A 25,336-nucleotide genomic window follows, 5' to 3' on the forward strand; every position below is an offset into this window, starting at 1 on the left:
AATGACAAACACAATTGTAATTGCCACCAATAATGCGGGGAAGGCCCGTGAATTCCGCGCTATTTTTGAACCGAAAGGCTTGCAGGTCAAAACGCTGGCTGATTTTCCGACACTGGATCAGGTTGCTGAAACGGGTCAGACGTTTACTGAGAATGCAACTTTAAAGGCGACAGCAGTGGCCCAAGCAACTCAGTTGCCCGTACTAGCGGATGATTCTGGCTTAATGGTAGATGCTTTGAACGGGGCACCTGGTATTTATTCCGCGCGTTATGCGGGGGATCACGATGATGCTAAGAATAATGCGAAATTGCTGGCAGAGTTGCATGATGTTCCCGCCGAGAAGCGCGGGGCGGCTTTTCACACGTCACTCGTGTTGATTAAGCCTAATGGTAAAAAGTTAGTGGCAACGGGTGAAGTTCGTGGTGAAATTCTGACAGCACCGCGGGGAGCCGATGGTTTTGGGTATGATCCCTTATTCTACGTCCCCGCTGAAGGCCAGACCTTTGCTGAGATGGGATTAGCCCAGAAGAATCAGCACAGTCACCGGGCCAAGGCCACAGCAGCGATGTTGCCGCAGTTTGATCAATGGTGGGAGGACTAAGCATGGCACGTTGGTTGGTAGTTAGTGATAATCATGGTGATCGTGAGATATTGGTTAGTTTACGGCAGGCACTAAAGCCGGATGCAGTATTTCACTGTGGTGATTCTGAGATGGAAGCAGCCGATCCTTGGTTCAAAGGGGCATATGTGGTTCAAGGTAACATGGACTTCGATAGTGAATTACCGCTAGTCGAAACGCCTACAGTTGATGGCTGTAAGGTGTTATTGACCCATGGACATTATGATGCCGTGCACTGGGATTTAACCAAGCTAAAGCTGCATGCGGATGAAGTGCAAGCAGACCTGGTGTTCTTTGGTCATACGCATGAATTGGCGGCGGAAGTAGTTGGTGGGCACGTTTTTGTCAATCCCGGAAGTATCAGTCAGCCGCGAGGTGAGTATCGCCAATTGGGCGGCACCTGTGCGGTGGTTACGGTAACTGCGGATCACTGGGACGTGCAATACTATACACGCGATGCCCAACCAGTTACCGATCTTGATTTTAGTTTTAAGCGGCCCTAACGCAGAAAGGATGACTCACCTATGATTGACCCTGCTGTCGAGCAGATGTTACGCAAGAACCCGAAAAGTTATGTGATTCCTGCTGAGGTGGTAGCCAATGTGACGGCCACCAATACGCTAGAACACGCCCTGATGGTGTTATCTAAGGTTGGCTATACGCGGATTCCTGTGTTGGATGCGGATGATCACCTGCAAGGGTTATTACCGTTAGCCGCGATTACCGACCAATTGTTAAAGGTTCCAGGCGCGGCTGTTGAACAATTAAGTAACTACACGGTAGCAGATGCGATGCGGCCAGTAGAACATTGGGTGGATGATCCAGCACGGTTGGAAACCATTTTAAGTTACTTAGTTGATGAACCGTTCATCCCATTGATTGATGAACAGCAGGTTTTTCAAGGGATTATTACGCGCCGAGAGATCTTAAAACGTGTTAATTACTTGGCACATAATTTGGATGAGAATTATGAGGTGATACCACGACAAGTCTTATCGGACAATATCGACTGAAGTAGCATGTCACTAATCTAGGAGCGTGGGCTGATGGTTAAAATAACTTTAGTTCACGTTTTTGTGTGTTTGGTGATCTAGGTTGTGGTTAATATCTGGACTCGATTGAATGAAAACAAAAAAGAAATAAATTCGGATGGGAGATGACGTGATCTATGAAAATTATTCTAGGCGTTTTCATTGCAATTTTGTGGCTCTTTACCATTGGTTTAGCTATTATGGCCGCCACAGGGGCAGGGCATTTTGCCTCATTTGTTATTTTATTCGCGCTGAGTATATTCTGTACGGTCGACTGGTGGCGACTGGACCGTTAAGGGAGGTTAGCTAATGGCAGGAAAACAGCAAGTTGATCCGCAGCAACAGCTTAAAGTTTTTAAAGCGTTGGCTGATCCGGTCCGCTTGAAGATCGTCCATTACTTAAAACAGCTTGACCATGAGGTGGCCTGTGGTGAAGTCCAACAGGCCATCCAGATTAGTAAGACGTCAGGCACCTATCATTTTAAGTTGTTACAGAATGCAGGTTTAATTACGGCGCGTAAAGAAGCCCGTGAAAAATACGTGCAGTTGAACCCCGTAGTATTTCAAACTTACGTCACGGATTTTTTTGCGGATAGGCAACGATAGTAACGTGGTTAAGTGGTGCCGAAACGGTATCACTTTTTTTATAACGGTTTTTGCTTATCAGCCGTTAACCGGGATGGTATGGTAAAATAGTTCAAAAATATTTGAACTATTTTAATCGCGATTGAAAGACGTTCATGGCAGAAGGTAAGGAATGGACAATGAACAGACAAGGGACTCAAACCAAGTGGATTTTGATACTAACCTCGCTGGGGTTCTTTTATGCGTCGATATACGGGGGGCTCTTCCTGCCGCAGTTTTTTCAAATCGTTGGACAGACAGGTCGATGCGCTGACGACAGAATTTGGCATTATTACCGTGGACCGGAACCTTAGTCATGGTGGCGCCAGTGATGATCATGGCTGCTGGGGTTGTGGCACGCACGATTGTTAACTAGTGGGAATTAATTGGTTTAAAATGGGCTTTAACATAATAGCCTTTATACAAAAAGCCATCGACACTATCTCACAGTATCACAAAAAGGCGGCCAGCGAGAATTCAAAGATTTTCGCTGGTCGCCTAATTTTTAGGGGCTTATATCGCAGTCCCTTTTCTGAGACGCATTATTGACCAGCAACTGGTGCTGGCGTATGGGTCGGTAAATGAATACCGGCCTCCCGAATGGCTTTTAAATAGGCAGTCAAAAAGGTTGCCTGAAGAGCAAACTGACTTCCACTCTTGGCAACGACAATCACCTGGTAGACCAACTCGCCAGTGGGCAAGGTGACGACACCAGTTAACGCCGGTTCGCCAATGACACTGGGATGTTCCGGCATTAAGCGCTCATTGACGCTTCGAATGATTGCTGGCAATTGTTCGACCGGTGTGGTGGGGGCAATTGGAATATTGACGGTGGCACGCATATCGTTGCGCGAGCGGTTCGCCACAATAGTAATGTTTCGATTGGGGATGAAATTGATGGTACCGTCCGCCCCGGTGACTTGAGTCGTTCGCAAGCCCATGGCTGTGACGGTGCCCTCAATCGTGCCAATCTTGACTGTATCACCCACATCGAATTGTTGTTCTAATAGAATGGAAATACCAGTGACAAGGTCGCTGACAAAGCCTTGGGCTCCGAGTCCTAAAGCTAGACTGAAGATCCCAGCGCCGGCGACTAACGTCCCAACGGGCACACCCAAGGTTGATAACAGGGCGTAAATCCAAAAGAAGAGCACCGTATAGTGAAAAAGATTGAGGCTGAGCATGCTAATCGTCTGGAGCCGATTGCTGCCAGTACCGTCTGCTGCGGGCTTGAGGTAGCGTTTAAATGAGCGATGGAGAATCCATTTGCCCACAACGTTAATCACGAAGAACAACAGGGTGAGGAAAATTAAACTTAAAAAGCGACTGGTGATCAGGTGCCAGAATTTTTCCCAGTCAAAGGAACTTAAATAATGTTGCAGCCACTTACTCGAAGTGGCGGTGGAGGTTACTAAGCTGGTCACGATTTGCGTCTCCTTTAGCTGAAGTCATTTATCCCTCAGTTTAGCAGATTTTTTAAGACACGCCCAGCCCACTGTAAATAAATGGTGGTGAAATGCAGAGTATTAATTGCGTGTAAGCGGTGAGAATGCTATTCTATTGGTAAGTAATGAAGCACAAGGAGGGGTTGTCATGACCGGTGGACAAGTAGCGGGCCTGATCGCAGCAATTGCGTTTTTGATCTTGGTTCTCTTCATTGGCATGTTCTTAGTAAAGATGAATAAAACGTTGGGTGAGGTCAATCGCTCAATGAAGTCGATGACGTCAGATATTGATGTCATTAGTCACCAAGCCGAGGATATTATGGCTAATGCGAATGAACTGCTGACGGACGTGAATAAAAAGGTTGCCACGATTGATCCCGTATTTCAGGCTGCCGCTGATCTCGGTGAAAGTGTCTCAGATCTGAATACGGCGACCCGTAATTTAACGGATCGCGTGGGCGTGACGGCTAAGAAGACGGCAAAAACGTCGATGGCCGCACGTGTCAGCAAGACCGCTTTTGATTTGTATCGGAATCGCAAAAACAAGAACTAATCACGAAGGGAAGTCATCAATATGGCAAAACACAAGTTATTGGCAGGATTGGTATTGGGTGGGGCAGCCTATGCGGCTTATCACGCCTTAGATTTGGAACAACGCGAAGCCTTAAAGGACGCTGCGCGTGACCGTTACAATGCCTTAAAGGATCGGGCCATTGATTACGCCTTTTATGCTGCTGACGCTGCTGACGATTTTAAGGAAGCCTTGGACGAACGCTTGGCTAACAAAGCAGATGCACCAGCTTGGCATGATGCCGCTAGTGATGAAACGGCCGCTGATGCGGATGACGATATTGTCTTGAGTAGCGATGAAGCAACGGCAACGGCCGATGCAGCGACACCTAGTGCTGATGATGTGCCAGAAAAGCCAGTTGAATAAGCATGATTGCGGGATTAACGAGTCGGTTAATCCCTTTTTATTGCCCAAAATAAAAAGGACTGGTTAACCAGTCCTTTAAAGGATTATCCCACGTAAGTGAGTTCCTTTGACGTGTGTGTAAAGGGTAAGCTACCATCAGCGGTAACGTGAACACAATCTTCAATCCGTACCCCAGCAACGCCAGGAATGTAGATGCCTGGTTCAATGGAGAAGCACATGCCTGGTTCCAGAACCAAGTCATTTCCCGCCATAATGGAAGGAAATTCATGATCACTCATACCCATGCCATGACCGAGCCGGTGAATAAAGTATTCCCCGTAACCCGCCTTGGTAATGATGTCGCGGGCAATTTTATCCAGCTCAGCGGCAGTCATCCCTGGTTTAACGGCGGCTTGTGCGGTTAATTGGGCTTCCAGACAGACGTCGTAGATTTCCTTTTCTTTAGCACTTGGTGTCCCCAAAGCAACGGTTCGTGACGCATCAGAAATGTAACCGTCATAGACCGTCCCTAAATCGAATAGGACCAGTTCATTGTTTTGAAATTTGGTATCGTTAGTGGCACCATGTGGTTCAGCGGCGTGGGCACCGGCCTGAACGAGGCTACCGAAAGACATTTCCATAATGCCTTCCTTCATCAAAGCGTACTGCAACTCGGCAACGGCTGATTGCTCCGTCTTACCGGCCTTCACTGCTGCAAAGCCATGTTCAAAGGCAAAGTCATCCCACTTACCGGCAATTTCCAACTTCTTGATTTCATCGGCAGACTTAATCAAGCGCATGTGTTCAATGAAACTGGTGATGTCAAGGTCAAAGCTAGGTGCACTAAACTGCGCTGCGAGGGCTTCCATCCGGGCAACTTGTAGTTGACCCTTTTCAATGGCCACGTGTTCTGGGTTCACGTGGCGTTGCTTAACTTGGTCCGCAATCATAGCCCAAGGATTTTCATGATCCAAGTAACCAATGACTGGGAATTGCCATCCCGTTTCTTTGATGACTTCGACTTCAAGAGCTGGCGCAAAGATAAAGGGGTCTTGGTCGGGGAAGACGACTAAGGCCAGAACCCGTTCGATTGGGTCGCTCCCAAAGCCCGTCAGGTACTCGATGGTCTTGGGATTGCTCAGATAAGTCATACTAGCGTGGTGTTGTGCGGTCCATTGCTGGATTTGTTCAAGTTTCGTCATTCAATTCACCCCTTCAAAAAGTACTTTAATTATACCATATGCAGCAATCTGGCTTGAAAATTCTATGAAATTAAGGTATTCTTTGATTTGAAAACGTTTTCAATGTTGCACGAATCGGCGAGGTTCTGTATACTGGTCAAGTTGCTTGAAAACGGATGAAAACAAATCAAAACAAGGAAGAAAGGGCTATCGCTATGGAAAAACAAACTGTAACAATTTACGATGTGGCCCGTGAAGCGGCAGTTTCAATGGCTACCGTCTCCCGGGTCGTTAATGGCAATCCGAATGTCAAACCGGCCACACGGAAAAAGGTTTTAGAAGTTATTGATCGGTTGGACTACCGGCCTAACGCCGTTGCACGTGGATTAGCCAGCAAGAAAACGACCACGGTGGGCGTAATCATCCCTGACGTGACGAACGCCTATTTCTCTTCATTAGCGCGAGGAATTGATGATATTGCGATGATGTACAAGTATAATATCATTTTGACGAACTCTGATGAAAATGGTGGCAAAGAAGTTCAAGTGCTCAATACCTTGATGGCTAAGCAAGTTGACGGGATTATCTTTATGGGTAATCAGGTTACGGACGAATTGCGTGAAGAATTCAAGCGTTCTAAGGCACCAGTTGTATTGGCTGGTTCCGTGGATGCTGAAAAGGCCCAACCAAGCGTTAACATTGATTACGTTGCGGCGGTGGCAGAAGCCGTTAAAAACTTGATTGATCACGGCAATAAAAAAGTCGCCTTCGTTTCTGGCCCAATGGATCAGGCCATCAATCATGATTACCGGTTAAAGGGTTATAAGAAAGCATTGAAAGATGCTGGGATTACCTATGATGAAAAGTTGGTCTTTGAAACCGACTACACCTATAAAGCGGGCCAATCACTGGAACCAGCCTTGACTGCTGCGGGTGCAACGGCAGCATTTGTGGGTGATGATGAATTGGCCGCTGGGGTAATGAACGGTTTGACTGATGCGGGGGTTGATGTTCCTGGTGAATTTGAAGTGATTACCAGTAACGATACCAAGCTAACGGAACTGGTTCGGCCCAAGATGAGCTCAATCACACAACCACTGTACGATATTGGTGCGGTGGCGATGCGGTTGCTGACGAAGCTGATGAATAACGAAACAGTTGAGGAAAACACGGTGATCTTACCTTATGGGTTAATGAAGCGGAGCTCAACGAAGTGATATCTAGGCACCGGGGGACCGGTGCCTTTTATTTTGGCAAAAATTGGGAAAAGGTTAAGGTTAGAGACGGTTAAGGTCAGTTTAACCCAGATAAAATGGTGATGTGCTAAAATGAAAACAATGAAATTGCTTTATGGGAGGTGCTGGAGTGAGCGCCAATAGTCGAATGGCACGGTATCATGCCACTGAAGAACCAGAGATACAAGAAACCCAGTCGGCGAGTTCTTATCAACGGCGCCCAGCGTTAGCTCGATGGTTAGCGCTTTTAATCCTGTTGCTGACCTTGACGCTAGGGTTAAAGATTACGATCTTTAATGCCACGTACACAGCCGGCGTTGTTTCTCGTTCCACAACCGGGGAAATGGTGATTAATCAATTAAATGATGAATTGCAAAGTTACGGGATCTCCGGGTCACCGATTACAACTAGTCTGGCGCAACCGTATTTGGCGATGGGCGTCGCTCAATTGTATGGGCAAACACCCACGACATCAGTGGATGACGCTGATTTATCGAGTGCGGTTAGTAGTCAGGCGGTTACCATGGGCACCACGGCCTCTAATCGGGTGATTAGTCGTATAGCGAAACAGGCTGAAAAATTGGCTAAGGCGGCATTTGGTACCCCGGCGATGAAGCAAGCGGCAATCAAGGTTCAATTCGCTCAGAAGGTGAATTTGTGGGTGATGATTGCGACGTTATTACTTCTAGTCGTGACGTTCTTTTACGCGTTAAGTGTTCACCACGTTTTTGCTAGTCTGGGGCCAGGATTAACGTTAGGCGGGCTGTTGACAACTATAGCCGGTGCGGTGAGCTATGTTGGGTTACCGTTAGTGGTAACCAGTTCTAGTCAAACGGTGGCCGCATTGCTCACCACGATTGGGCATAATGGGTTGGCTGTCATTATTTTTATGGGTATCGCAGAAATAATTGTTGGCTTGGTTGTATTATTGGGTCATCGCACATTCCGCAACGCCTAAATGATGTGAATAGAAAAGCCACACAATCGGGTTAATTCCTAATTGTGTGGCTTTTTTTAAATTAAAATTTTTGATAGAAAATCTTGAGCACGTTCGGTTTGGGGATGACTAAAGAACTCATCTGGGGTATTCGTTTCTTGGATGTAGCCGTCAGCCATGAACCAGACTTGATCGGCAACGGATTTAGCAAACCCCATTTCGTGGGTGACGACCACCATCGTCATTCCTTGATTCGCTAAATCTTGCATGACATTGAGTACTTCGCCAACCATTTCAGGGTCAAGTGCGGAAGTAGGTTCATCGAAGAGCATGACTTTGGGGTTCATCGCAAGCGCACGGGCAATAGCAACCCGTTGTGCTTGACCACCAGATAAGCTGTTAGGGAAGGCGTCGGCATGATCATCCAGATTAACTTGTTGTAAAAGTTCATGGGCTCGTTGGGTTGCGGTCTTGTCATCCACACCTTTGACTTTCATGGGTGCCAGCTTAATATTTTCGAGAACGCTCATGTTAGGGAAGAGGTTAAAGCCTTGGAAGACCATTCCCATTTGTTCGCGGAGTTCATTGACTCGTTTGGCATCTAAGGTCGTTAGATTTTCACCGGTAAAGGCGACTTCACCACTGGTTGGTGTTTCAAGGAGATTGAGACAGCGAAGAAAGGTTGATTTACCACTACCAGACGGGCCGATAACCACGATAACTTGACCAGGCATCACGTCTTCAGTGATATCCTTTAAAACCGTGTTTTTGCCAAAGTTTTTAGCTAGGTTTTTAACCTCAATAATTGGTTTAGTCATGTTGCATTCTCCTTTCGAAGTAATTCAAAATTCGCGAAGCCGTAAAGGTCAAGATGAAGTAAAGGACCATGATAACGGCAATTGGGGCAACACCACGGTAAGTATCAGACCGAACAATATTGCTTTGGAAGATCAATTCGGAGACCCCGATGATTGAAACAATCGAACTGTCCTTGATTAAGGTAATAAACTCGTTTCCCAATGATGGCCAGATATTCTTCAATGCCTGGGGCAAGATAACGTAACGCATTGTGGCACCACTGGACATCCCTAAGCTACGAGCAGCCTCAGTCTGGCCAGCGTCAACGGAATTAATGCCTCCCCGAATGTATTCAGCAACGTAGGCACCAGAGTTAAGGGAGATGGCGATAATCCCCGAGGTCAGTGCAGGCAAATTAACGATGAGGCCTAAACCAAAGTAGACGAACATGACCTGGACCATCATGGGTGTTCCCCGAATAAATTCGACGTAAGCCGTTGCTAACCAACGTAAGCCGGTCCGGAAGACGCCACCTTGACCCATCCGGGCAAGGGCGAGTAAGACCCCGAGAATGAAACCAAAGAAGACGGAACAAACGGTGATAATTAACGTATATTCAACCCCAGTTAGAAAAGCCTTCCAATAGTGCCACATACTGGTGTTGACGGTATTAGTTTTTAAATACTTACCAGCCGCTGGCAAGTAAGTTTTGTTGACTAGATTTTGTGTTTTAATCTGGTCAACAGATTTGTTGGCTGCATGAACGAGGGCCGATGAGCCTTTCTTGAAGGCGACTGCGGCACTCGTATCCGAAGCATTTAGATTGAAATCGCTGGGAATCGCCGCCAGTTCTTTGTTGTTCGCAACGTAGGCTTGAGCTGATGGCTTTTCCATGGCGACCCCTTGGATCTTATGACTTTGCAGGGCCAAAATGAGGTCGGAAACGGACGTCATACCTTTAACGGTTGTGCCTGAGGTTTGCTTTTTAGATTCGTTATACATCGTTGAACCAGTCTGGGCCCCGATGGTCTTGCCGACAAAGGAATCTTTATTTTTATAGATGCCCCTATCGTTCTTGTTGATGACGATACTATAGCCACCCTGATAGTAGGTGTGGGTGAAATCAACGCTTTTTTTCCGAGCGGCGGTGGGGTTCATCCCGGAGATTACCATATCCACTTTCCCTGTTTGTAAAGCCACAAGTAAAGAATCAAAGGACATGGATTTAACGACCAATTTAACGCCTAAATCCTTGGCAATCTTTTCACCAACTGCTACGTCCATTCCAACAATCTTAGTCTTGCCGTGAACAGTAGCTTGAAATTCATAAGGTGGGTAGTCGGGGGAGGTTCCCATGACCAACGTCCCCTTTTTTTGAAGCTTGGTTAGTGAACTATCGGTGGCTGCATGCGCCGTGCTCGTGGTCAGTGTGCTCATGCCAAATACCATCGTCAGTAGTAACGCAAGGACTAAAATGACGTGTTTTTTCATATAATAGCTCCTCAATAATTTTGTTATTGCTAACGAGTATAATAGATAGTGCGTATTTATACAAGTTTTATTTTGATATATCTATTTTTATACACTAATTATTCGCACATGAAAGCGGTAACGTCCGTATAACACGGTAAATCTATAAAAATTTATACATTTCAAATGAATAGCGATTTTATGGGCCTAGTAATTGAATGAATGTTGAGTAAGTGCTAATATAAACAGTGTCTGTTTTATACGGATATTCGAATAAATTTTAGAAAAGAGGAGTTACGATGTCAGGACATTCTAAATGGCATAACATCCAGGGCCGGAAAAATGCTCAGGATGCAAAACGTGGAAAAATTTTCCAAAAAATCTCACGTGATTTGTACCAAGCTGCAAAAGCAGGTGGTCCTGATCCCGACGGTAACCCTCAACTTCGTTTGGAAATGGACAAGGCGCGGGCAGCTAACATGCCTAAAGAAAACATCAAGCGGGCTTTAGATAAAGCTTCTGGTGTTGGTGGCGCTAAGTTCGAAGAAATCACCTACGAAGGTTATGGTCCAGCCGGGACAGCAATCATGGTTGCTGCCTTAACGGATAACAAGAACCGGACGGCGGCTGCTATCCGTTCTGCCTTCACGCACCATGGTGGCTCACTGGGTGCAGCAGGGTCCGTTTCATATATGTTTGATCGGAAGGGTTACATTGTGATCCTCCGTGAAGACCTTGATACGGATGAAGATACGATGTTGATGGACGCACTTGACGCCGGGGCAGACGACATGGAAACGACTGATGACGCATTTAAGATCTATACGGATCCTTCATCAGTTACGGCTGTGCGTGATGCTTTACAAGAAAAGGGTTATTCCTTGGATACGGCTGAAGCGCGGATGTTCCCACAAAACACGACCGAAGTTCCAGAAGCTAAGGCTTCTCAATACCAAGGTTTAATTGACGAACTTGAAGACAACGATGATGTTTCAGATATTTATGAAGCAGCGGTGTTGCCTGAAGGTGTTGAATAAGATTTGAAGAAAAAGAGGCCTGCGGGTCTCTTTTTTTTTCACGCATTTTAATGCTAACCGATGGCGATTGCGGAGATAACTAAAAGCACCCGGAGGTGAGGCAGATTGATCGACACGTTGATTGAACAAATGATTGCGACGGCAATTGAGCAGCGCGCAAGTGATCTTTACGTTTTGCCTGTGAAAGCAGGACTCCAAATTCGCTTACGTTGCGTCACGGGAGTAGTGACGTGGCAAACCGTGACGCGGACTGTGGGGGAACAACTAATTGCTTACTTCAAATTTCATGCCAATATGACGGTTAGTGAGCGTCGCCGGCCACAGGTAGGCGCACTGACCTGGCATAAGCCATACCCAGTCGAGTTGCGGTTCTCAACCGTTGGGGATTATGCGCATCAGGAGTCACTCGTAATCCGGTTAATTTACGCTTATCAGCAGACGCAAAATGCCTATTTAGTGCCACAACAGGCCGGAGTTCTACAGCAATTGGCGCAACAACGCGGGTTAATGTTATTTTCCGGGCCCACAGGTGCGGGGAAAACAACCACCATGTACACAACAGCGCAAAAGCTAGCTGCGACAGCGGTCGTCCTAGCGATTGAAGACCCAGTGGAGATCAAGGAACCGCAATTTATTCAATTACAAGTCAATGAAGCCGCTGGTATGGCCTATGATACCCTGATTAAGGTTGGCTTACGTCATCGCCCGGATGCATTTATCATTGGTGAAATTCGGGACGCCGTGACGGCACAGGCTGCGGTTCGTGCAGCGTTGAGTGGTCACTTAGTTTTGAGTACGGTTCATGCCAAAAGTGCCGCTGGAACGGTGAATCGGTTATTAGATCTCGGAGTAGATGCCACACAGTTACAACAAGTCTTAACGGCCGCTTGCTACCAGCGACTAATTCCTCGCATCCAGCAGGGCCCGGCCGTTTTGCTGGATATCTTGACTGAATCAGATCTTTGGCAAGAAACGACAACCGTTTCAGAAAGGTGGCGGCATGCACTTGAAACAGCAGCGCAGTCTGGACATATTACAGCCAAAACAGCGGCGAGTTTCCAAGCCGGGTAAGTGGTCATTGGCGACACAGGCCCGGTTTTGCCAGTTGTTGGCGGATCAGTTAGCCAGTGGCTTTTCTTTGAAGCAAGCCATTACGTTTCTACGAACTGTGGCCGGCGAATTTCCCCGTAGCCTAGCCACGATTGAACAGCAATTGGAACAGGGCACACCGTTAATTGACGTGTTGGCACCCTACTTACAAGCCAATGTGTATTTTCAATTAAGATTGACGCTGGCCCATGGTGATCTACAACCGGCTTTGCAACAAGCGGCCCAATTTTTACGTTTGGCAGCAACCCAGCGTCGTCGCTTTCAGCAACTATTGATGTATCCACTAGGGCTATTGGTGAGTATGCTTGGCCTATTTGTGACGTTGAAGGTGGGCATTTTACCGCAGCTTCAGGGGGACTTAGCGGTTCAATCGATTGGCAATCAAGGAGGTTGGTACGGTTGGCTGGGACTCGGTGGTAGCTGTTTGTTAGGACTAGTAGGAGCTTGGCAGTGGTGGCATCGCCAGCCGCGGTTACGGCTGGCAACGCTGTATTTACGAGTTCCGTTTGTTGGTCAACTAGTTCAGGCATATTATGCTTATTATCTGACGGCCAATTTAAGTCAACTGATTAGAAGTGGCTTGAGTGTGAAACAAATGTTACGCGTTTTAAATCAGTTACCCGATAAGGCGCTGTTACGCCAGTTAGCCCAGGCATTGGAGCTGAAATTAATGACTGGTCAGTCGCCGTTGCACTGGTTGCGTGGGCAGCCATATATTCCGGTCCAATTAGTCGTCTTTCTTCAAAAAGGTAGTACACACGCACAATTGGGTCGGGAATTACAAGCATATAGTGAGCTGCAATACCGTGAGCTGGTCGCGCGAAGTGAACGACTACTGGCACTAGTTCAACCAATCTTACTGGGGGTGGTCGCTGTGATGGTCGTGGGCGCTTACTTAACCTTACTGTTACCGATGTATCAGAATTTACAGGAGGTTTACCATGATTAAGCGGCGACGAGGGTTTACGCTAATTGAGATGACGATTGTTTTATTTATTATTTCCCTATTGGTCCTAATTATTTTGCCCAACTTGAATGGTCAGCGGCGCCATGCCCAACACATCCACGGTGGGGCCATGCTGACGGTGGTGCAGGGCCAAGTAACGGCTTACTTGGATGATCATGAGGGCGCGAAGACCGTTAGCTTTCAAGAACTTAAAGCGGCTAAGTATTTGACCCCCCAACAGGTAACCCAAGCCAAACGCGAGGGCATTCATATCAAAGATGACCAGGCGATTCATGAATCAAAATAGACGGGGATTTACGTTATATGAAACGCTCCTTGTTTTAGTCATTACCTTGAGCTTAACCGTTTTAGTTGGAACGCAAAGCCATCGACAATACCAGCGAATGGCTGAACGTGCCTTCTGGTCTACTTGGCAGCAAATGTGGACAGCGGGTCGTCAGGTTGCGCAACAGCAGCGACGGCCGGTAGCAGTTAAAATCAATCGCCAGACAGGTGAACTGACGCTTTATCAGATGGCACCCTACCATGAATTACATCGTTTGACGCCACCCAAATCGTTGAAGTGGCGGGGGGGTGCGTATGAATGGGGAATTTCAGCGACCGGTGCAGCGCCAGCCTTGACGGTTGAGTGGCTCAGTACGGCCAATCATTTGTGGTGGTATCAGACATTTCAATTAGGAGGGGCGATTTTTTATGTGGGTGCAACATCAAAACGGCACTAAGCGACAAGGCTGGTTACTGCCAGATGCCTTATTAGCGTTAAGTATTGTCGCTTTGACAGTGACAACGGCCCAACACGTGTTACTGACAACGGAACATTTGGCCCAGCAACGTCAGGAGCAGTTGACGCAGGCTCGATATCGGCATGATCAAGTATTGCTAGCTTGGGCTGAGGCACAGCCATGAATCGTCATGGATTTACGCTGATTGAAGCCGTACTAGCTTTAGTCGTTGCGAGCGGCCTGTTCTTATTGGCAACCGGGACGGATCGCCGGTTGGTGCGCCCCTTGCAACATGATCCAGTTGCTTGGTATCAAGCGGTCCGGGTTTTGGAGCAACCTGGGAAATACCAGTTTTGCTCGACGACCGGAACTATTCTCAAATTGTGGGATCAACAGCGGCAAACGACTGTGCATGTCTCATTACACCGCCAGATTTTAAAATTAACCAATAGCCGGGGACAAGGTTATTACCCATTATTGAAACATGTGGTGGCGGTTAAGTGGCAGGCAACACCTTATTCGGGATTGGTAAAAATGACGATTCAACAGGAGGGATTACCATCACAGCACGTGTTACTGGATCTACGCGGCAAGGATTCTTAACGCTGTGGGCACTATTCTTCTTAGCGGGGATTAGTCTATTAGTGGTACTGGTTGTCAGTGGTCAAGCTGCCCGGCGAGAGAGCACAACGCGGTTAATCACGGAGTATAACCAAGCCACGCGACGATTGAAGCAGCAAACGACCAAGCATGTGAAAAAAGTACCGAGTCATACCGCTGTAAAGCCGTTAAAATAGGATTAGCCACAAAGATTGCTTGAATAACTTTCGAAAAATCGGTACTATAGATAGCGGATACAACGAATCAGGTCAATTTCACAAGGAGGCGAAGCGTGCTGTCACAAGAACAGACAGAAGCACTCTTTAAGGTGTTAGATGAATCGACGACCACCTTACAAGCAGTGCTAAGCACATCTTATTTAGATGCCTTCGTTGAAACGGGAGATAATCTCCTCAACGGGCAAGTTCAAGTTGAAGACGGGAAACCAGACGCACCAACTGTGGCTAAATTGACGGCGCTTTATCAGCAAGTCGATTGGCAAAGTTTTGATGCGCCTACGGTTCGCCGGGCCGTTCAATTGGCCATGTTAAAGGCAATTCGAGTTGATGACATTCAAGCCAACCACCAACTAACGCCAGATACGATTGCGTATATTATGGGGTATTTGGTTGCACGTTTAGAAAAGAATAAACAACATTTGACGGTGCTTGATTTAACGGTGGGGACTGGGAATTTGTTGACAGCGGTATTGGCGCAATTGAAAGATGTGATTGCGGGTGAGATTGCGGCGTATGGTGTTGACAATGATGATACCATGCTAGCGATTGCGCAGACGTCGAGTGATTTACAACGGTTACCGGTTGAGCTCATTCACCAAGATGCTTTGGAACAATTGCTGGTTCCGGCCAGCGACTTGATTGTGGCTGATTTGCCGATTGGTTATTATCCAATCGATGATAATGCGGCTAACTTTCAAACGCATGCTACCGAAGGCCACTCATTCGTTCACCACCTATTGTTGGAACAAGCAGTTAATCAGCTAACGCCGGGTGGAATTGGTGTTTTCTTGGTACCAACTCAACTGTTTCAAACTGAGGCGGCCAAGGGCTTGTTGAAATGGTTGCCAAATAATGTCTATCTACAAGGACTGCTGAACTTGCCAAGTGAGTTATTTGCCAATGCGAATGCACAAAAGGCAATCTTGTTCTTACAAAAGCCAGGCGCTAATGCCAAGCAAGTTGAGCAGGTGATGTTGGGTGAGTTCCCATCATTTAAGGATCAGTCAGCGTTTCAGAAATTTGTCGCAGAAATCGTCGAGTGGGAAGAACAAAACCTACTGACGGATCGTCAATAAAAGGAGAAGTTACTACATGGGAAAATCATTAGCCGTTAACGCCGGAAGTTCAACATTAAAGTTCAAACTATTCCAGATGCCGGAAGAAGAAGTTATTGCCGAAGGCGCCATTGATCGGATTAGTTTGGGTAATTCGTTAGTTGAAATCAAGTATGGTGATGGGCAAAAGTACGAAACTCATCAAGATATCAACGATCATAACGAAGCTATTCAATTGATGTTAGACCAATTGACTGAACTCAAGATTATTACAAACTTTGATGAAATCACGGGTGTGGGTCACCGTGTCGTTGCTGGTGGGCAAGAATTCAAAGATTCAGCCATCATTGATGACGATGTCTTACAAAAGATTGAAGACTTGGCAGAATACGCGCCACTGCATAATCCAGCTGCAGCCATGGGCATCAAGGCCTTTAAGAAGATCTTGCCTAACGTGGTGAGCGTGGCGGTCTTTGACACGTCATTCCATACGTCAATGCCTCAAGAAAATTACATGTATGCCATTCCTTACGAATACTATGAAAAGTACGGCGCTCGGAAGTACGGTGCCCATGGGACAAGCCACCGTTACGTTGCCCATCGTGCTGCTGAAATGTTGGGCAAGCCATTAGAAGACCTGAAGTTAATCACGATGCACTTGGGTGCTGGTGGCTCAATTACAGCGATCAAGGATGGCAAGTCATATGATACATCCATGGGCTTCACGCCATTGGCTGGGATTGAAATGGCGACCCGTTCTGGGGATATTGATGCCTCATTAGTCGCTTACTTGATGGAAAAGCTGAACATTGAAAAGCCCAATGATATGATTAACATTCTGAATAAGAAGTCAGGCTTAGTGGGTGTTTCTGGTGTATCAGCTGATATGCGAGACCTGGAAAAGGTTCAAGCTAAGAATCCACGGGCCAAGTTAGCTCGGGACATGTTCATCAACCGGATTGTGCGTTACGTTGGGGCTTACCTAGCCGAATTAGGTGGTGCCGATGCGATTGTCTTCACGGCCGGTGTTGGTGAAAATGATATTACCATTCGTCAAGAGGTTGCGGATAAATTGGCTTACTTTGGAATTGGTGTTGATTCTGAAAAGAACAACATTCGTGGCGTAGAACGCGACTTGAGTAAGGCAGGTTCAAAGATTAAGACACTCTTAATTCCAACTGATGAGGAATTAATGATTGTCCGTGATATTGAGCGGTTACGGAAATAAGATCGATTGACTGACACGTTGGCAGAAAGCCAGCGTGTCTTTTTTTCACCTAAAGTTGAACAAGTATCATTTATATATGTATAAGATGAATGAAATTCTTTTATACCGCGGTTGAGGCCGTCTTGGCTGGAAAAATGCCATTAGGTGGTCGCTAGCGTTAATCTATCAGCCGTGTATAATGTATTTCAACAAAGGGGCGATTAAGATGAAAAAAAGTCAATCAAATGAAACCCAAGAATTTTCGCGGGGACTTCAAAGTCGCCACGTTCAGCTCATCGCGCTGGGGGGCACGATTGGAACTGGTTTATTTCTGGGCGCCGGGCAGTCGATTCATTTGGCAGGACCCGCTATTTTACTGGCGTACTTAGTAACTGGCGTGATGTGTTTTCTATTAATGCGCGCGCTCGGTGAACTGTTACTGTCGGACTTAGATGCACATTCCTACATTGATTTCATTAAACGTTATTTAGGCGATAATATGAGCTTCGTTGCCGGTTGGACCTATTGGGTTTGCTGGATTACGATTGCAATGGCTGAAATTACAGCAGCAGGACAATACATGCAATTTTGGTTTCCTCATTTACCACAATGGGTCATCGGAGTTGTCTTATTAGGTGTTTTGCTGACACTTAATTCTGTTACCGTTAGTGCGTTTGGCGAGACGGAGTTTTGGTTTGCCATTATTAAAGTGGTGGCTATTATTGCGCTGATCTTGGCGGGGGCTTACATGGTTGCGGTTCATTTTCCCACGCCGGCGGGTCATGCCAGTGTAGCTAACCTGACTACTGGGCACTTCTTTGCTAACGGCGCTAAGGGCTTCTTTCTATCCTTTCAAATGGTTCTCTTTAGTTTTGTGGGGATTGAAATGGTCGGGATGACCGCTTCAGAAACGGCTAACCCACGAAAAGTTATTCCTAAGGCGATTAATGAGATTCCGATGCGGATTATTTTATTTTACTTAGGTTCCCTATTGGCGTTGATGTGTATTTACCCGTGGACCGCAGTCTCACCAACTAGTAGTCCGTTCGTTCAAGTCTTTAAGAACGTGGGCATCCAATCAGCGGCGGCCGTCATTAATTTCGTTGTATTGACCGCGGCGGCTTCGGCCTGCAACAGTTCCCTCTTTACAACCGGCCGGATGCTATTTTCGCTGACGTATCAAGGTAAAGGGGCCTTTGCTCGGCGAATGGGGACATTGTCGCACGCGCAAGTTCCGGTTCATGCATTGCGATTTTCAACGCTGGTTATTGCTATTTCAGTTGGCTTGAACTTTATTATTCCCGGGCATGTTTTTGCATTTGTTTCTAGTATTGCGACCACTTGCTTTCTCTTTATCTGGGGAGCCATTGTCGTGGCGCATCTAAAATATAAAAAGCAACAATTAGCCAAGGGCTTAACGACTGATTTTAAGATGCCGTTCTTCCCGTGGAGTGATTATTTTATTTTAGCCTTTCTGGCGATGGTGGCGATCATCTTGCTGTTCCGAACGGATACATTGATTGCCTTAATGGGATCAGTGGCTTGGCTGGTCGCACTCAGTGTTGGAAAAGTTTGGCATGACCGACAAGCTGTAGACAACCGGCCGCAAACTGATAAAACTTCAAACTAATCAAGGACAGGATCGGTGAGCATACCCGATCCTGTTTTTGATTAGATAAGGGATTGGAACCAGCGAAAAATAGGGGGAAGTGCTAGGATAGGGGTAATAAGTAAATAACGGAGGCGTTAAAGATGAAGCAATTGACCATTGCGGGACAAACTGTTCCGGCTATCGGCATTGGCACATGGCATATGGGCGATCAACCGGCACAACGATCGGCAGAGATTGCGGCAATTCAAGCAGGAATCGCGGCCGGAGCCCGGGTCATTGACACGGCTGAAATGTATGGCGCAGGCCGTGCTGAATCTCTGGTTGGCGAAGCACTGGCTAATGAACGACGAGAAGATTTATTTTTGATTTCTAAAGTCTTGCCAGAAAATGCGTCACGGCAAAAAATGGCTGTGAGTTTAGATGCCAGTTTACAGCGGTTACGCACGGATTATTTGGATTTATATTTGTATCACTGGCGGGGCACTGTCCCCTTGGCTGAAACTGTAAGCACCTTGCAGCAGCTACAAACGACGGGCAAGATTCGTGCCTGGGGAATTTCAAATTTTGATCAGGCGGATCTTAACGAACTGTGGTCACTCCCGGGTGGCAATCAAGCGGCGGCCAATGAGGACCTTTATCATTTGGGGAGTCGTGGATTGGAATATGATGTACTCCCGTGGCAGCGGGCCCATCAGTTACCGTTGATTGCCTACTCACCGATTGCTCAGGGGGATGTCTGGGGGCATCATCTGACCACTAACGAAATCGTACAGCAGGTTGCGGCAGCTCATCACGCCACAGTCTATCAAGTTTTGTTAGCTTGGGTGATTCGTCAACCCCAGACCTTGGCAATTCCCCAAACGAGTTCGATTGCTCACATGCAGCAAAATATCGCTGCTGGCGCGTTAACCTTAACGGCGGAAGAATTGGCACAGTTAGACCAAGCTTTCCCCGCACCCACGACCAAACAACCACTGGACACGTTATAAAGGAGGCTCAGCAGATGCAATTCTTTACATCAGATACGCATTTTTTCCACAAAGATTTATTAGGTGATAGCGACTTTGCACCACGACCGTTTGCCAGTGTTGATGAAATGAATCAAACCATTATTGATAACTGGAATGCCCGTGTGGCTGAAACGGACACGGTTTATCACTTGGGCGACATTGCCCTATATTTTACGAAACCAGCCATCAAGTCCGATGAGGCGGTCTTCAATGTCTTATCGCAACTGAATGGTCATTTAGAATTGATTAAGGGCAATCATGATAGCCGAGCGTTATTTAAATACTTGGCGGCCCATAATTTTAGTGACCATGGTCAACCCAAATTTGCCTTTCATGATGTGGGAGCATTGATTAAGTACGATCATCGGCAATATTACTTAACGCATTATCCGATGATGTTGGGGATTGTTAATCAGATTATTAACTTGCACGGGCACATTCATCACTATGCTGTTCCGGTTAAAGAAAATATTAACGTTGGTGTTGATACACCGGAACAACGGTACTTGACTACCAGTGTTCCATTTGGTACGCCGTTTTCACCAACGGAAATTGAACAGATGGTCACGGGTAAGGCTCAGGAGTTCCGTGAAAAACAATAGCGCTTGACCGTTCCGTTTGGATGCCGTAGGATTAAAAGCAGTGTTAAGAGGAGAATGAGATGATGGAACGGATAACAATCTTGCACACCAATGACCTGCATTCGCATTTTGAAAATTGGCCGCGCATTCGGCGGTATCTCAAAACAACGCGCCAACAAGTGATGGCCGATGGGGCAACGGTGTACACCTTTGATCTGGGTGATCACGTTGACCGGGTACATCCAGTTAGTGAAGCGACTAATGGCCAGCAAAATATCCAGTTAATGAATCAAATTGGGTATGATGGTGTCACGATTGGGAATAATGAAGGACTGGGGTTTGTGCGGGCGCAATTAGACCACCTGTACGACCATGCGAATTTTCCAGTGATCCTGGGTAACTTACGCATACCAGACACCCATGAACTACCAGACTGGGCCATTGATCATCGCTTGTTAACAACGGCGGCTGGGACGCGGCTATTAGTTCTGGGATTGACGGCGCCGTATCATCTAACCTATCCGTTGGCCGGGTGGCAGATTTTAGACGTGCAACCGACCTTAGCGGCACTCTTACATCGCTTCGCTGGCCAGTTCGATGTCTGTGTGCTTTTGTCCCATCTTGGGCTGGATGTCGATCGCTTACTAGCCAAGCGGTTTCCACAGGTTACGGTAATCATCGGCAGTCATACGCATCACTTATTGCCACATGGAGAACATGATCATCAAAGCTTACTAGCAGCAGCTGGCAAATTTGGGCGGTATATCGGTAAGATTGAGTTGTCAATCACACCGGATCATCAGGTGAAATCAGCGGTGGCTAGTGTAACGGAAACGGCAACGTTACCGGTTGCGGATGGCGATACTGCTGAGATTACGAGTTTACAAGATCTGGGAGAATCCATCTTGTCTGAGCAACGAGTCGCTAATTTACCGACAGCGATGGAAGCCGATCCCACTGGACAACCCCGATTGGTCCGTGAAGGGCTGCATGCTATTGCGGAATATGCGGGTACGCAAGCAGCCATATTGAACGCTGGCTTATTTCTACAAGATTTGCCCAGTGGTGTGGTTAATCAAAATCAACTGCATCAGTTATTACCGCACAATATGCACGTAATGACGGTGACACTAAGTGGTTATGATCTTTGGCGGCTCGTCCAAGAATTTGAGCTGGCTCGGTTATTTTTACGTCGGTTCCCACAAAAAGGGATGGGCTTTCGCGGTAAAATCTTTGGCGAACTCAATTACCTAGGTCTGGCCTATGATGCGGTAACTCATCAAGTTACGTGGCGCGGTGAACCCTTGTCACCTACCCGTCAATATCGCATTGCAATGGTAGATCATTACCTGTTTATTCCGTTTTTCCCGACAATTTCGATTGTTGGTAAGAACCAAATTTTATATGACGACTTATTACGAGAAGTGTTCGCACAGTACTTGGCGCGGCACTATCCGTTAACTTAACAAATGAGAGGATGACGACGGTGGATCGCAAAGATTTGGAGGCACTAGTTGCCCAACAAAAAGAAACCCGCGAGCCAGCCGCTGAAGTGGTGCGGGTGGATGAAACACATTTGACGATTAATAACCACCCTTATGAATTGGTCGTTAATGTACGTGACGGTTTTGACTTTACGGAGTTTGCGGCCCGGTTCAGTACGATTTTAAGTAAATTCGATTATATTGTTGGCGACTGGGGATTTGAACAACTTCGCTTGAAGGGATTTTATGCCGAAGAGCGTTCCGGTGCGAAACAAAATCAGATTGAAGCCGTTCAGGATTATTTATATGAAATGTGTAACTTTGGGTGTGCTTATTTTATCCTGCATAATTTAGACGTTAAAACAGCACCCAAACCGCGGCGAAATCGACGTCGGCGTAATACCAATGGCCCTAAAGTTGAAAAAACAACCGCAACGGCTGCACAACCAGCAGTTAAGGCGGATACTGCCGGAGACAAGCCCAGTCATGCGAATAATAACCATCGGCGGCGGTCTCGGCATCGGCGGCGGAATACGACCCATCCATACACGGAAGAACGGCGGACGACGGTTAAGCCAACGTCAACGGCAACTAAGACGGTGACCGTCGCAACGGGTGGTCAAGGTCGGCGACATTTTACCATTCGAAAAAAGGAAGAAGAGTAGGGAGCGGTTGCAGTGAAAAAGTATCAAGCTTATTTAATCGACTTGGATGGCACCATTTATGCTGGGGCTAAACGGTACCCTAAGGCGAAGGCTTTTGTAGAACGGCTACAGGCTGCACAAATTCCGTTCAAATTCGTAACGAATAATACGACCAAACTTCCGGTTGATGTGGTGGCTAATCTAGCTGACAATCACGATATTCACGTCACCACGGATAATGTTTATACGGCTGGTCTAGCAACGGCTGATTATTTAGATCAACGTGCAGGGGCTACCGGTAAGCGAACTGTTTATGTGGTAGGCGAGATTGGTCTGCATCAGGCGCTGGCGGCTAAAGGATTTACGGTGGATGAAGAACATCCAGAATACGTTGTGGTTGGGCTAGATAGTGATGTGACGTATGAAAAATTTGCTAAGGCAATTCTTGCCATTCGCAGTGGCTCAACCTTCATTGGCACGAATTCAGATTCTAATATTCCCAAGGCACGGGGGCTAATGCCAGGTGCGGGTGCACTGGTTGATTTGGTGCGGTATGCTACCCAAACGGACCCGATCTTTATTGGTAAACCTGAACCGATTCTGTTGGAAAATGCATTGCACCAATTAGGAATAGCGGCGGACCAAGCCATTATGGTTGGGGATAATTATCAAACCGACATCCTTGCCGGCATTCATGCCGGTGTGGATACGTTGTTGACATATACGGGTGTCTCGACTCCTGAACAAGTTGCCCAGCAAAAGATTCAGCCGACCTACACCGTAAGTGCGCTGGATCGATGGGATTTCGAGGTGGGACCACGTGACTAGGTTAAACCGTTGGAGTGGTTTCACGGCGTTATTTTTAGCATTACTAACGCTAACGATAACCTTAACGATCAATGCATTCTGGCTATATCGACTCGATATTCACTGGTTAGGGATTACGCACCTCGTGAATATGTCACCGACAAGGATTATGCACAATTATTACCAGTTGCTACGCTATTTGGAATTGCCGTGGGTGACTGAGTTAAATATGACCAACTTTCCAACTTCTTTTACCGGCATGATTCATTTTGAAGATGTTAAACGATTATTTTTGATTAATCATATCGTGTTAGTGTTGTCGATCATTCCGGCTGGCTGGTTCTTACGGCAACTACATCAGCGGGGTGAGGAATGGCGACTGATTCGACCGGCCCAAGTGGCGGCGGTCATTCCTGTATTTTTGGGTGTGATGTTGACGATTAATTTTAATGGGTTCTTCATTGCCTTTCATCAAGTCCTGTTCCGAAATAATGATTGGCTGTTTGATCCGGATCTGGACCCAATTATTAACGCGTTACCGGATACATTCTTTCTGCATTGCTTTATCTTAGCGTTTGTTCTATTTGAACTGGGTGTAGGCTGGCTGTATTGGCGTGGTAGACACGCGATTCACCAAGCTTAATTAGGGCATCAATAAGTATTTAACGGCACGTCATTCATTAATGAATGACGTTTTTTTTGTTTTGGGGTAGAACGGGCTGGGGAGATTTTCGAAGGAGAAACGTTGATTCTTGAGCAATCAGTTATCTTAAATTTAGTTTGATTAAAGGGCCAAAGATAATGGGGAGGATGATAATTTAACTAAACTCATTAAGTTGTGCGTATGAATGATTTGTTAAGAATAGCAGTGGCGACCGCACGATAATTCAGGAGTTTCTAGGGCTGATCGGCACCAGTAGGAGTGACGATTTTTGGGAATGATCAGTGGCCCCCGCAATCAATCAGTTGGTAAAAGGCTATTAAAAATAAATTGTGAGCGGTTACCATCACTAAGTGAATAGATACGAAACTCCGGCTTTTGACTAGTTTTTTAAGGCGGAAGTGAGTATGATACTCGTGAATCAAGTGGAGGGTTACTCCACGTGACGTTAGTTTGAACGCTGACGAACAGAGTGGTCGGCACGGTTTAAATTTTGTGGTGGGGGTAGGTTGTCAATCGGTATGATAACAAATGTGTATAAACCTGTTAACGGCTAGATTTAACTAAGGAAGTGTGGATTATGGCTCTCCAAATGAAAAAAATTTGGTTAAGCAGTTTAGCTGTAGTCGGATTAGGCTTAGGATTAGCGGCCGCAGTACCAGCATTAGCAGCAGGTAGTTCCTCAAGTTCTGGTTCTTCAAGTCCTAGTGCGACGTTGACACCTAAAGACAGTCAAGCAACGACGGTATTTACAACGACTAACCCGTCACTGACATTAAGTAAGGTGCCAAATATTGACTTTGGGAGTAATGCAACGCCTAATGGCTCAACGGATCTCAGCGTTCAGGCGGCTAAAGTAGACTCCGATCTAGAAGTGGCCAACGATGGGATTGCCAGTGGCTGGAACGTTCAGGTAATGAATTCGGCATTTACGGATTCGGCTACCAACAATTCGCTATATGGCGCGAAGCTATCATTTGCGGCGGCTGGGGTAGCCCCGGCTAATGCAGATAACGCTTCACCTAAGCCAGCGATGAGTGCAGTTTCCTTGAGCGGTGATGGACAAAATCAACTAGTTTTGTCTGCACCAGTCAAAGGTGGTCTGGGCATTTGGGATACAGAGTACGCTTTGAGTGATTTCAAGTTGTCAGTTCCGGCTGGTCAGTTACCAGGATCGTATGTTTCTAATCTGACTTGGCAGTTAAGCAACGCGCCACAGTAACAAATAAGGAGGAGATTGTTGTTCATAGAACGTTGGGTCACAGTGAACCTGTGATGAAGAATGACTCGTTGGGCCTGCCGGTTTGCGCTTGTCGCAAACGCTACAGACCCTTTGTTATGTGA

The 25,336-nt window shown here is 46.7% G+C and carries 31 protein-coding genes; 27 read left to right on the top strand and 4 right to left on the bottom strand.

Features of this window, described 5'->3' with window-relative positions; translation table 11 throughout:
* Position 1: 1 nt before the first annotated feature.
* The 5 genes from ACP4IT_RS09420 to ACP4IT_RS09440 all read left to right on the top strand — a co-directional run bounded on the left by ACP4IT_RS09420 (position 2) and on the right by ACP4IT_RS09440 (position 2,256).
* Positions 2-601 (top strand): XTP/dITP diphosphatase, encoded by a 600-nt coding sequence (locus ACP4IT_RS09420; protein WP_024855093.1) that lies wholly within the window; start codon positions 2-4, stop codon positions 599-601.
* 2 nt (positions 602-603) lie between these two features.
* Entirely contained in the window at positions 604-1,122 is a 519-nt protein-coding gene (locus tag ACP4IT_RS09425) for a YfcE family phosphodiesterase (protein WP_011667948.1), read from the top strand.
* Between the two features lie 21 nt (positions 1,123-1,143).
* The gene (gene cbpB, locus ACP4IT_RS09430) at positions 1,144-1,632 is read left to right on the top strand and encodes a cyclic-di-AMP-binding protein CbpB (protein WP_156646910.1); all 489 of its coding nucleotides are present in this window, start codon (positions 1,144-1,146) and stop codon (positions 1,630-1,632) included.
* Positions 1,633-1,787: 155 nt separating this feature from the next.
* Positions 1,788-1,946: a hypothetical protein gene (locus ACP4IT_RS09435; RefSeq protein WP_011667946.1), complete on the top strand. Its 159-nt coding sequence runs from the start codon at positions 1,788-1,790 to the stop codon at positions 1,944-1,946.
* Between the two features lie 13 nt (positions 1,947-1,959).
* Positions 1,960-2,256 carry an ArsR/SmtB family transcription factor gene (locus ACP4IT_RS09440; RefSeq protein ID WP_011667945.1) on the top strand — a complete coding sequence of 99 codons (297 nt, stop codon included), beginning with the start codon at positions 1,960-1,962 and terminating at the stop codon, positions 2,254-2,256.
* Between the two features lie 560 nt (positions 2,257-2,816).
* Here the strand turns inward: ACP4IT_RS09440 and ACP4IT_RS09445 are convergent.
* Positions 2,817-3,698: a mechanosensitive ion channel family protein gene (locus ACP4IT_RS09445; protein ID WP_011667943.1), complete on the bottom strand. Its 882-nt coding sequence runs from the start codon at positions 3,696-3,698 to the stop codon at positions 2,817-2,819.
* Positions 3,699-3,867: 169 nt separating this feature from the next.
* Here ACP4IT_RS09445 and ACP4IT_RS09450 point away from each other — a divergent pair, with 169 nt between their 5' ends.
* The gene (locus tag ACP4IT_RS09450) at positions 3,868-4,272 is read left to right on the top strand and encodes a DUF948 domain-containing protein (RefSeq protein ID WP_011667942.1); all 405 of its coding nucleotides are present in this window, start codon (positions 3,868-3,870) and stop codon (positions 4,270-4,272) included.
* Between the two features lie 21 nt (positions 4,273-4,293).
* Entirely contained in the window at positions 4,294-4,656 is a 363-nt protein-coding gene (locus ACP4IT_RS09455; RefSeq protein WP_011667941.1) for a hypothetical protein, read from the top strand.
* Positions 4,657-4,739: 83 nt separating this feature from the next.
* On the opposite strand, the gene ACP4IT_RS09460 is transcribed toward ACP4IT_RS09455, so the two are convergent.
* The gene (locus ACP4IT_RS09460; protein WP_011667940.1) at positions 4,740-5,837 is read right to left on the bottom strand and encodes an aminopeptidase P family protein; all 1,098 of its coding nucleotides are present in this window, start codon (positions 5,835-5,837) and stop codon (positions 4,740-4,742) included.
* Between the two features lie 194 nt (positions 5,838-6,031).
* Here ACP4IT_RS09460 and ccpA point away from each other — a divergent pair, with 194 nt between their 5' ends.
* Together ccpA and ACP4IT_RS09470 are read left to right on the top strand one after the other, a co-directional pair.
* Entirely contained in the window at positions 6,032-7,033 is a 1,002-nt protein-coding gene (gene ccpA, locus ACP4IT_RS09465) for a catabolite control protein A (RefSeq protein ID WP_011667939.1), read from the top strand.
* Between the two features lie 148 nt (positions 7,034-7,181).
* The gene (locus ACP4IT_RS09470; RefSeq protein WP_426855576.1) at positions 7,182-8,009 is read left to right on the top strand and encodes a hypothetical protein; all 828 of its coding nucleotides are present in this window, start codon (positions 7,182-7,184) and stop codon (positions 8,007-8,009) included.
* Positions 8,010-8,065: 56 nt separating this feature from the next.
* Here ACP4IT_RS09470 and ACP4IT_RS09475 read toward each other — a convergent pair whose 3' ends face one another.
* Positions 8,066-8,806: an amino acid ABC transporter ATP-binding protein gene (locus ACP4IT_RS09475; protein ID WP_011667937.1), complete on the bottom strand. Its 741-nt coding sequence runs from the start codon at positions 8,804-8,806 to the stop codon at positions 8,066-8,068.
* On the bottom strand, positions 8,799-10,277 hold the full coding sequence (locus ACP4IT_RS09480) for an ABC transporter substrate-binding protein/permease (RefSeq protein WP_011667936.1): 1,479 nt from the start codon (positions 10,275-10,277) through the stop codon (positions 8,799-8,801). The genes ACP4IT_RS09475 and ACP4IT_RS09480 overlap by 8 nt, the downstream gene beginning before the upstream one ends.
* A gap of 278 nt (positions 10,278-10,555) precedes the next feature.
* Here ACP4IT_RS09480 and ACP4IT_RS09485 point away from each other — a divergent pair, with 278 nt between their 5' ends.
* The 18 genes from ACP4IT_RS09485 (at position 10,556) to ACP4IT_RS09570 (ending at position 25,214) form a co-directional block, all read left to right on the top strand.
* Positions 10,556-11,293, top strand: a complete 738-nt coding sequence (locus tag ACP4IT_RS09485; RefSeq protein WP_011667935.1) for a YebC/PmpR family DNA-binding transcriptional regulator — start codon at positions 10,556-10,558, stop codon at positions 11,291-11,293.
* Between the two features lie 105 nt (positions 11,294-11,398).
* Complete coding sequence (gene comGA, locus ACP4IT_RS09490; protein ID WP_011667934.1) at positions 11,399-12,364, top strand: competence type IV pilus ATPase ComGA; 966 nt, start codon at positions 11,399-11,401, stop codon at positions 12,362-12,364.
* Positions 12,294-13,352, top strand: coding sequence for a type II secretion system F family protein (locus ACP4IT_RS09495; RefSeq protein WP_015473563.1), 1,059 nt, complete (start codon positions 12,294-12,296; stop codon positions 13,350-13,352). Before comGA ends, ACP4IT_RS09495 begins: the two co-directional genes overlap by 71 nt.
* Positions 13,345-13,656: a competence type IV pilus major pilin ComGC gene (locus tag ACP4IT_RS09500; RefSeq protein WP_011667932.1), complete on the top strand. Its 312-nt coding sequence runs from the start codon at positions 13,345-13,347 to the stop codon at positions 13,654-13,656. Before ACP4IT_RS09495 ends, ACP4IT_RS09500 begins: the two co-directional genes overlap by 8 nt.
* Positions 13,643-14,092, top strand: coding sequence for a hypothetical protein (locus ACP4IT_RS09505; RefSeq protein ID WP_011667931.1), 450 nt, complete (start codon positions 13,643-13,645; stop codon positions 14,090-14,092). Before ACP4IT_RS09500 ends, ACP4IT_RS09505 begins: the two co-directional genes overlap by 14 nt.
* Positions 14,064-14,276 carry a hypothetical protein gene (locus ACP4IT_RS09510; protein WP_226769752.1) on the top strand — a complete coding sequence of 71 codons (213 nt, stop codon included), beginning with the start codon at positions 14,064-14,066 and terminating at the stop codon, positions 14,274-14,276. Before ACP4IT_RS09505 ends, ACP4IT_RS09510 begins: the two co-directional genes overlap by 29 nt.
* On the top strand, positions 14,273-14,695 hold the full coding sequence (locus ACP4IT_RS09515; protein WP_011667929.1) for a prepilin-type N-terminal cleavage/methylation domain-containing protein: 423 nt from the start codon (positions 14,273-14,275) through the stop codon (positions 14,693-14,695). Before ACP4IT_RS09510 ends, ACP4IT_RS09515 begins: the two co-directional genes overlap by 4 nt.
* Before the next feature lie 41 nt (positions 14,696-14,736).
* Positions 14,737-14,889, top strand: a complete 153-nt coding sequence (locus tag ACP4IT_RS09520) for a hypothetical protein (RefSeq protein ID WP_011667928.1) — start codon at positions 14,737-14,739, stop codon at positions 14,887-14,889.
* A 95-nt stretch (positions 14,890-14,984) separates the two neighbouring features.
* Positions 14,985-16,007: a class I SAM-dependent methyltransferase gene (locus ACP4IT_RS09525; protein WP_011667927.1), complete on the top strand. Its 1,023-nt coding sequence runs from the start codon at positions 14,985-14,987 to the stop codon at positions 16,005-16,007.
* 16 nt (positions 16,008-16,023) lie between these two features.
* Positions 16,024-17,214, top strand: coding sequence for an acetate/propionate family kinase (locus tag ACP4IT_RS09530; protein WP_011667926.1), 1,191 nt, complete (start codon positions 16,024-16,026; stop codon positions 17,212-17,214).
* Between the two features lie 205 nt (positions 17,215-17,419).
* Positions 17,420-18,823 (top strand): amino acid permease, encoded by a 1,404-nt coding sequence (locus tag ACP4IT_RS09535; protein ID WP_011667925.1) that lies wholly within the window; start codon positions 17,420-17,422, stop codon positions 18,821-18,823.
* 122 nt (positions 18,824-18,945) lie between these two features.
* Entirely contained in the window at positions 18,946-19,794 is an 849-nt protein-coding gene (locus tag ACP4IT_RS09540; protein WP_024855090.1) for an aldo/keto reductase, read from the top strand.
* Between the two features lie 14 nt (positions 19,795-19,808).
* Positions 19,809-20,417 (top strand): metallophosphoesterase family protein, encoded by a 609-nt coding sequence (locus tag ACP4IT_RS09545; RefSeq protein WP_011667923.1) that lies wholly within the window; start codon positions 19,809-19,811, stop codon positions 20,415-20,417.
* Positions 20,418-20,476: 59 nt separating this feature from the next.
* Positions 20,477-21,862 carry a bifunctional metallophosphatase/5'-nucleotidase gene (locus ACP4IT_RS09550; RefSeq protein WP_015473566.1) on the top strand — a complete coding sequence of 462 codons (1,386 nt, stop codon included), beginning with the start codon at positions 20,477-20,479 and terminating at the stop codon, positions 21,860-21,862.
* 11 nt (positions 21,863-21,873) lie between these two features.
* The gene (locus ACP4IT_RS09555; protein WP_051464039.1) at positions 21,874-22,545 is read left to right on the top strand and encodes a YutD family protein; all 672 of its coding nucleotides are present in this window, start codon (positions 21,874-21,876) and stop codon (positions 22,543-22,545) included.
* A gap of 12 nt (positions 22,546-22,557) precedes the next feature.
* Positions 22,558-23,352, top strand: a complete 795-nt coding sequence (locus ACP4IT_RS09560; protein WP_011667920.1) for a TIGR01457 family HAD-type hydrolase — start codon at positions 22,558-22,560, stop codon at positions 23,350-23,352.
* Positions 23,345-23,974 (top strand): TIGR01906 family membrane protein, encoded by a 630-nt coding sequence (locus ACP4IT_RS09565; protein WP_011667919.1) that lies wholly within the window; start codon positions 23,345-23,347, stop codon positions 23,972-23,974. Before ACP4IT_RS09560 ends, ACP4IT_RS09565 begins: the two co-directional genes overlap by 8 nt.
* 598 nt (positions 23,975-24,572) lie before the next feature.
* Positions 24,573-25,214 (top strand): WxL domain-containing protein, encoded by a 642-nt coding sequence (locus tag ACP4IT_RS09570; RefSeq protein WP_011667918.1) that lies wholly within the window; start codon positions 24,573-24,575, stop codon positions 25,212-25,214.
* Positions 25,215-25,336 lie beyond the last annotated feature (122 nt).

Origin of the sequence: Levilactobacillus sp. LN180102 (genome assembly GCF_050106635.1) — a bacterium.
Taxonomy (GTDB): Bacteria; Bacillota; Bacilli; order Lactobacillales; family Lactobacillaceae; genus Levilactobacillus; species Levilactobacillus brevis.

Excerpts from the sequence above, each read along its gene's own strand:
- ACP4IT_RS09420 (WP_024855093.1), top strand. The coding sequence starts at position 2 with ATGACAAACACAATTGTAATTGCCACCAATAATGCGGGGAAGGCCCGT.
- ACP4IT_RS09425 (WP_011667948.1), top strand. The coding sequence starts at position 604 with ATGGCACGTTGGTTGGTAGTTAGTGATAATCATGGTGATCGTGAGATA.
- cbpB (WP_156646910.1), top strand. The coding sequence starts at position 1,144 with ATGATTGACCCTGCTGTCGAGCAGATGTTACGCAAGAACCCGAAAAGT.
- ACP4IT_RS09435 (WP_011667946.1), top strand. The coding sequence starts at position 1,788 with ATGAAAATTATTCTAGGCGTTTTCATTGCAATTTTGTGGCTCTTTACC.
- ACP4IT_RS09440 (WP_011667945.1), top strand. The coding sequence starts at position 1,960 with ATGGCAGGAAAACAGCAAGTTGATCCGCAGCAACAGCTTAAAGTTTTT.
- ACP4IT_RS09450 (WP_011667942.1), top strand. The coding sequence starts at position 3,868 with ATGACCGGTGGACAAGTAGCGGGCCTGATCGCAGCAATTGCGTTTTTG.
- ACP4IT_RS09455 (WP_011667941.1), top strand. The coding sequence starts at position 4,294 with ATGGCAAAACACAAGTTATTGGCAGGATTGGTATTGGGTGGGGCAGCC.
- ACP4IT_RS09460 (WP_011667940.1), bottom strand. The coding sequence starts at position 5,837 with ATGACGAAACTTGAACAAATCCAGCAATGGACCGCACAACACCACGCT.
- ccpA (WP_011667939.1), top strand. The coding sequence starts at position 6,032 with ATGGAAAAACAAACTGTAACAATTTACGATGTGGCCCGTGAAGCGGCA.
- ACP4IT_RS09475 (WP_011667937.1), bottom strand. The coding sequence starts at position 8,806 with ATGACTAAACCAATTATTGAGGTTAAAAACCTAGCTAAAAACTTTGGC.
- ACP4IT_RS09480 (WP_011667936.1), bottom strand. The coding sequence starts at position 10,277 with ATGAAAAAACACGTCATTTTAGTCCTTGCGTTACTACTGACGATGGTA.
- ACP4IT_RS09485 (WP_011667935.1), top strand. The coding sequence starts at position 10,556 with ATGTCAGGACATTCTAAATGGCATAACATCCAGGGCCGGAAAAATGCT.
- ACP4IT_RS09495 (WP_015473563.1), top strand. The coding sequence starts at position 12,294 with ATGCACTTGAAACAGCAGCGCAGTCTGGACATATTACAGCCAAAACAG.
- ACP4IT_RS09500 (WP_011667932.1), top strand. The coding sequence starts at position 13,345 with ATGATTAAGCGGCGACGAGGGTTTACGCTAATTGAGATGACGATTGTT.
- ACP4IT_RS09505 (WP_011667931.1), top strand. The coding sequence starts at position 13,643 with ATGAATCAAAATAGACGGGGATTTACGTTATATGAAACGCTCCTTGTT.
- ACP4IT_RS09510 (WP_226769752.1), top strand. The coding sequence starts at position 14,064 with ATGTGGGTGCAACATCAAAACGGCACTAAGCGACAAGGCTGGTTACTG.
- ACP4IT_RS09515 (WP_011667929.1), top strand. The coding sequence starts at position 14,273 with ATGAATCGTCATGGATTTACGCTGATTGAAGCCGTACTAGCTTTAGTC.
- ACP4IT_RS09530 (WP_011667926.1), top strand. The coding sequence starts at position 16,024 with ATGGGAAAATCATTAGCCGTTAACGCCGGAAGTTCAACATTAAAGTTC.
- ACP4IT_RS09535 (WP_011667925.1), top strand. The coding sequence starts at position 17,420 with ATGAAAAAAAGTCAATCAAATGAAACCCAAGAATTTTCGCGGGGACTT.
- ACP4IT_RS09540 (WP_024855090.1), top strand. The coding sequence starts at position 18,946 with ATGAAGCAATTGACCATTGCGGGACAAACTGTTCCGGCTATCGGCATT.
- ACP4IT_RS09545 (WP_011667923.1), top strand. The coding sequence starts at position 19,809 with ATGCAATTCTTTACATCAGATACGCATTTTTTCCACAAAGATTTATTA.
- ACP4IT_RS09550 (WP_015473566.1), top strand. The coding sequence starts at position 20,477 with ATGATGGAACGGATAACAATCTTGCACACCAATGACCTGCATTCGCAT.
- ACP4IT_RS09555 (WP_051464039.1), top strand. The coding sequence starts at position 21,874 with ATGACGACGGTGGATCGCAAAGATTTGGAGGCACTAGTTGCCCAACAA.
- ACP4IT_RS09570 (WP_011667918.1), top strand. The coding sequence starts at position 24,573 with ATGGCTCTCCAAATGAAAAAAATTTGGTTAAGCAGTTTAGCTGTAGTC.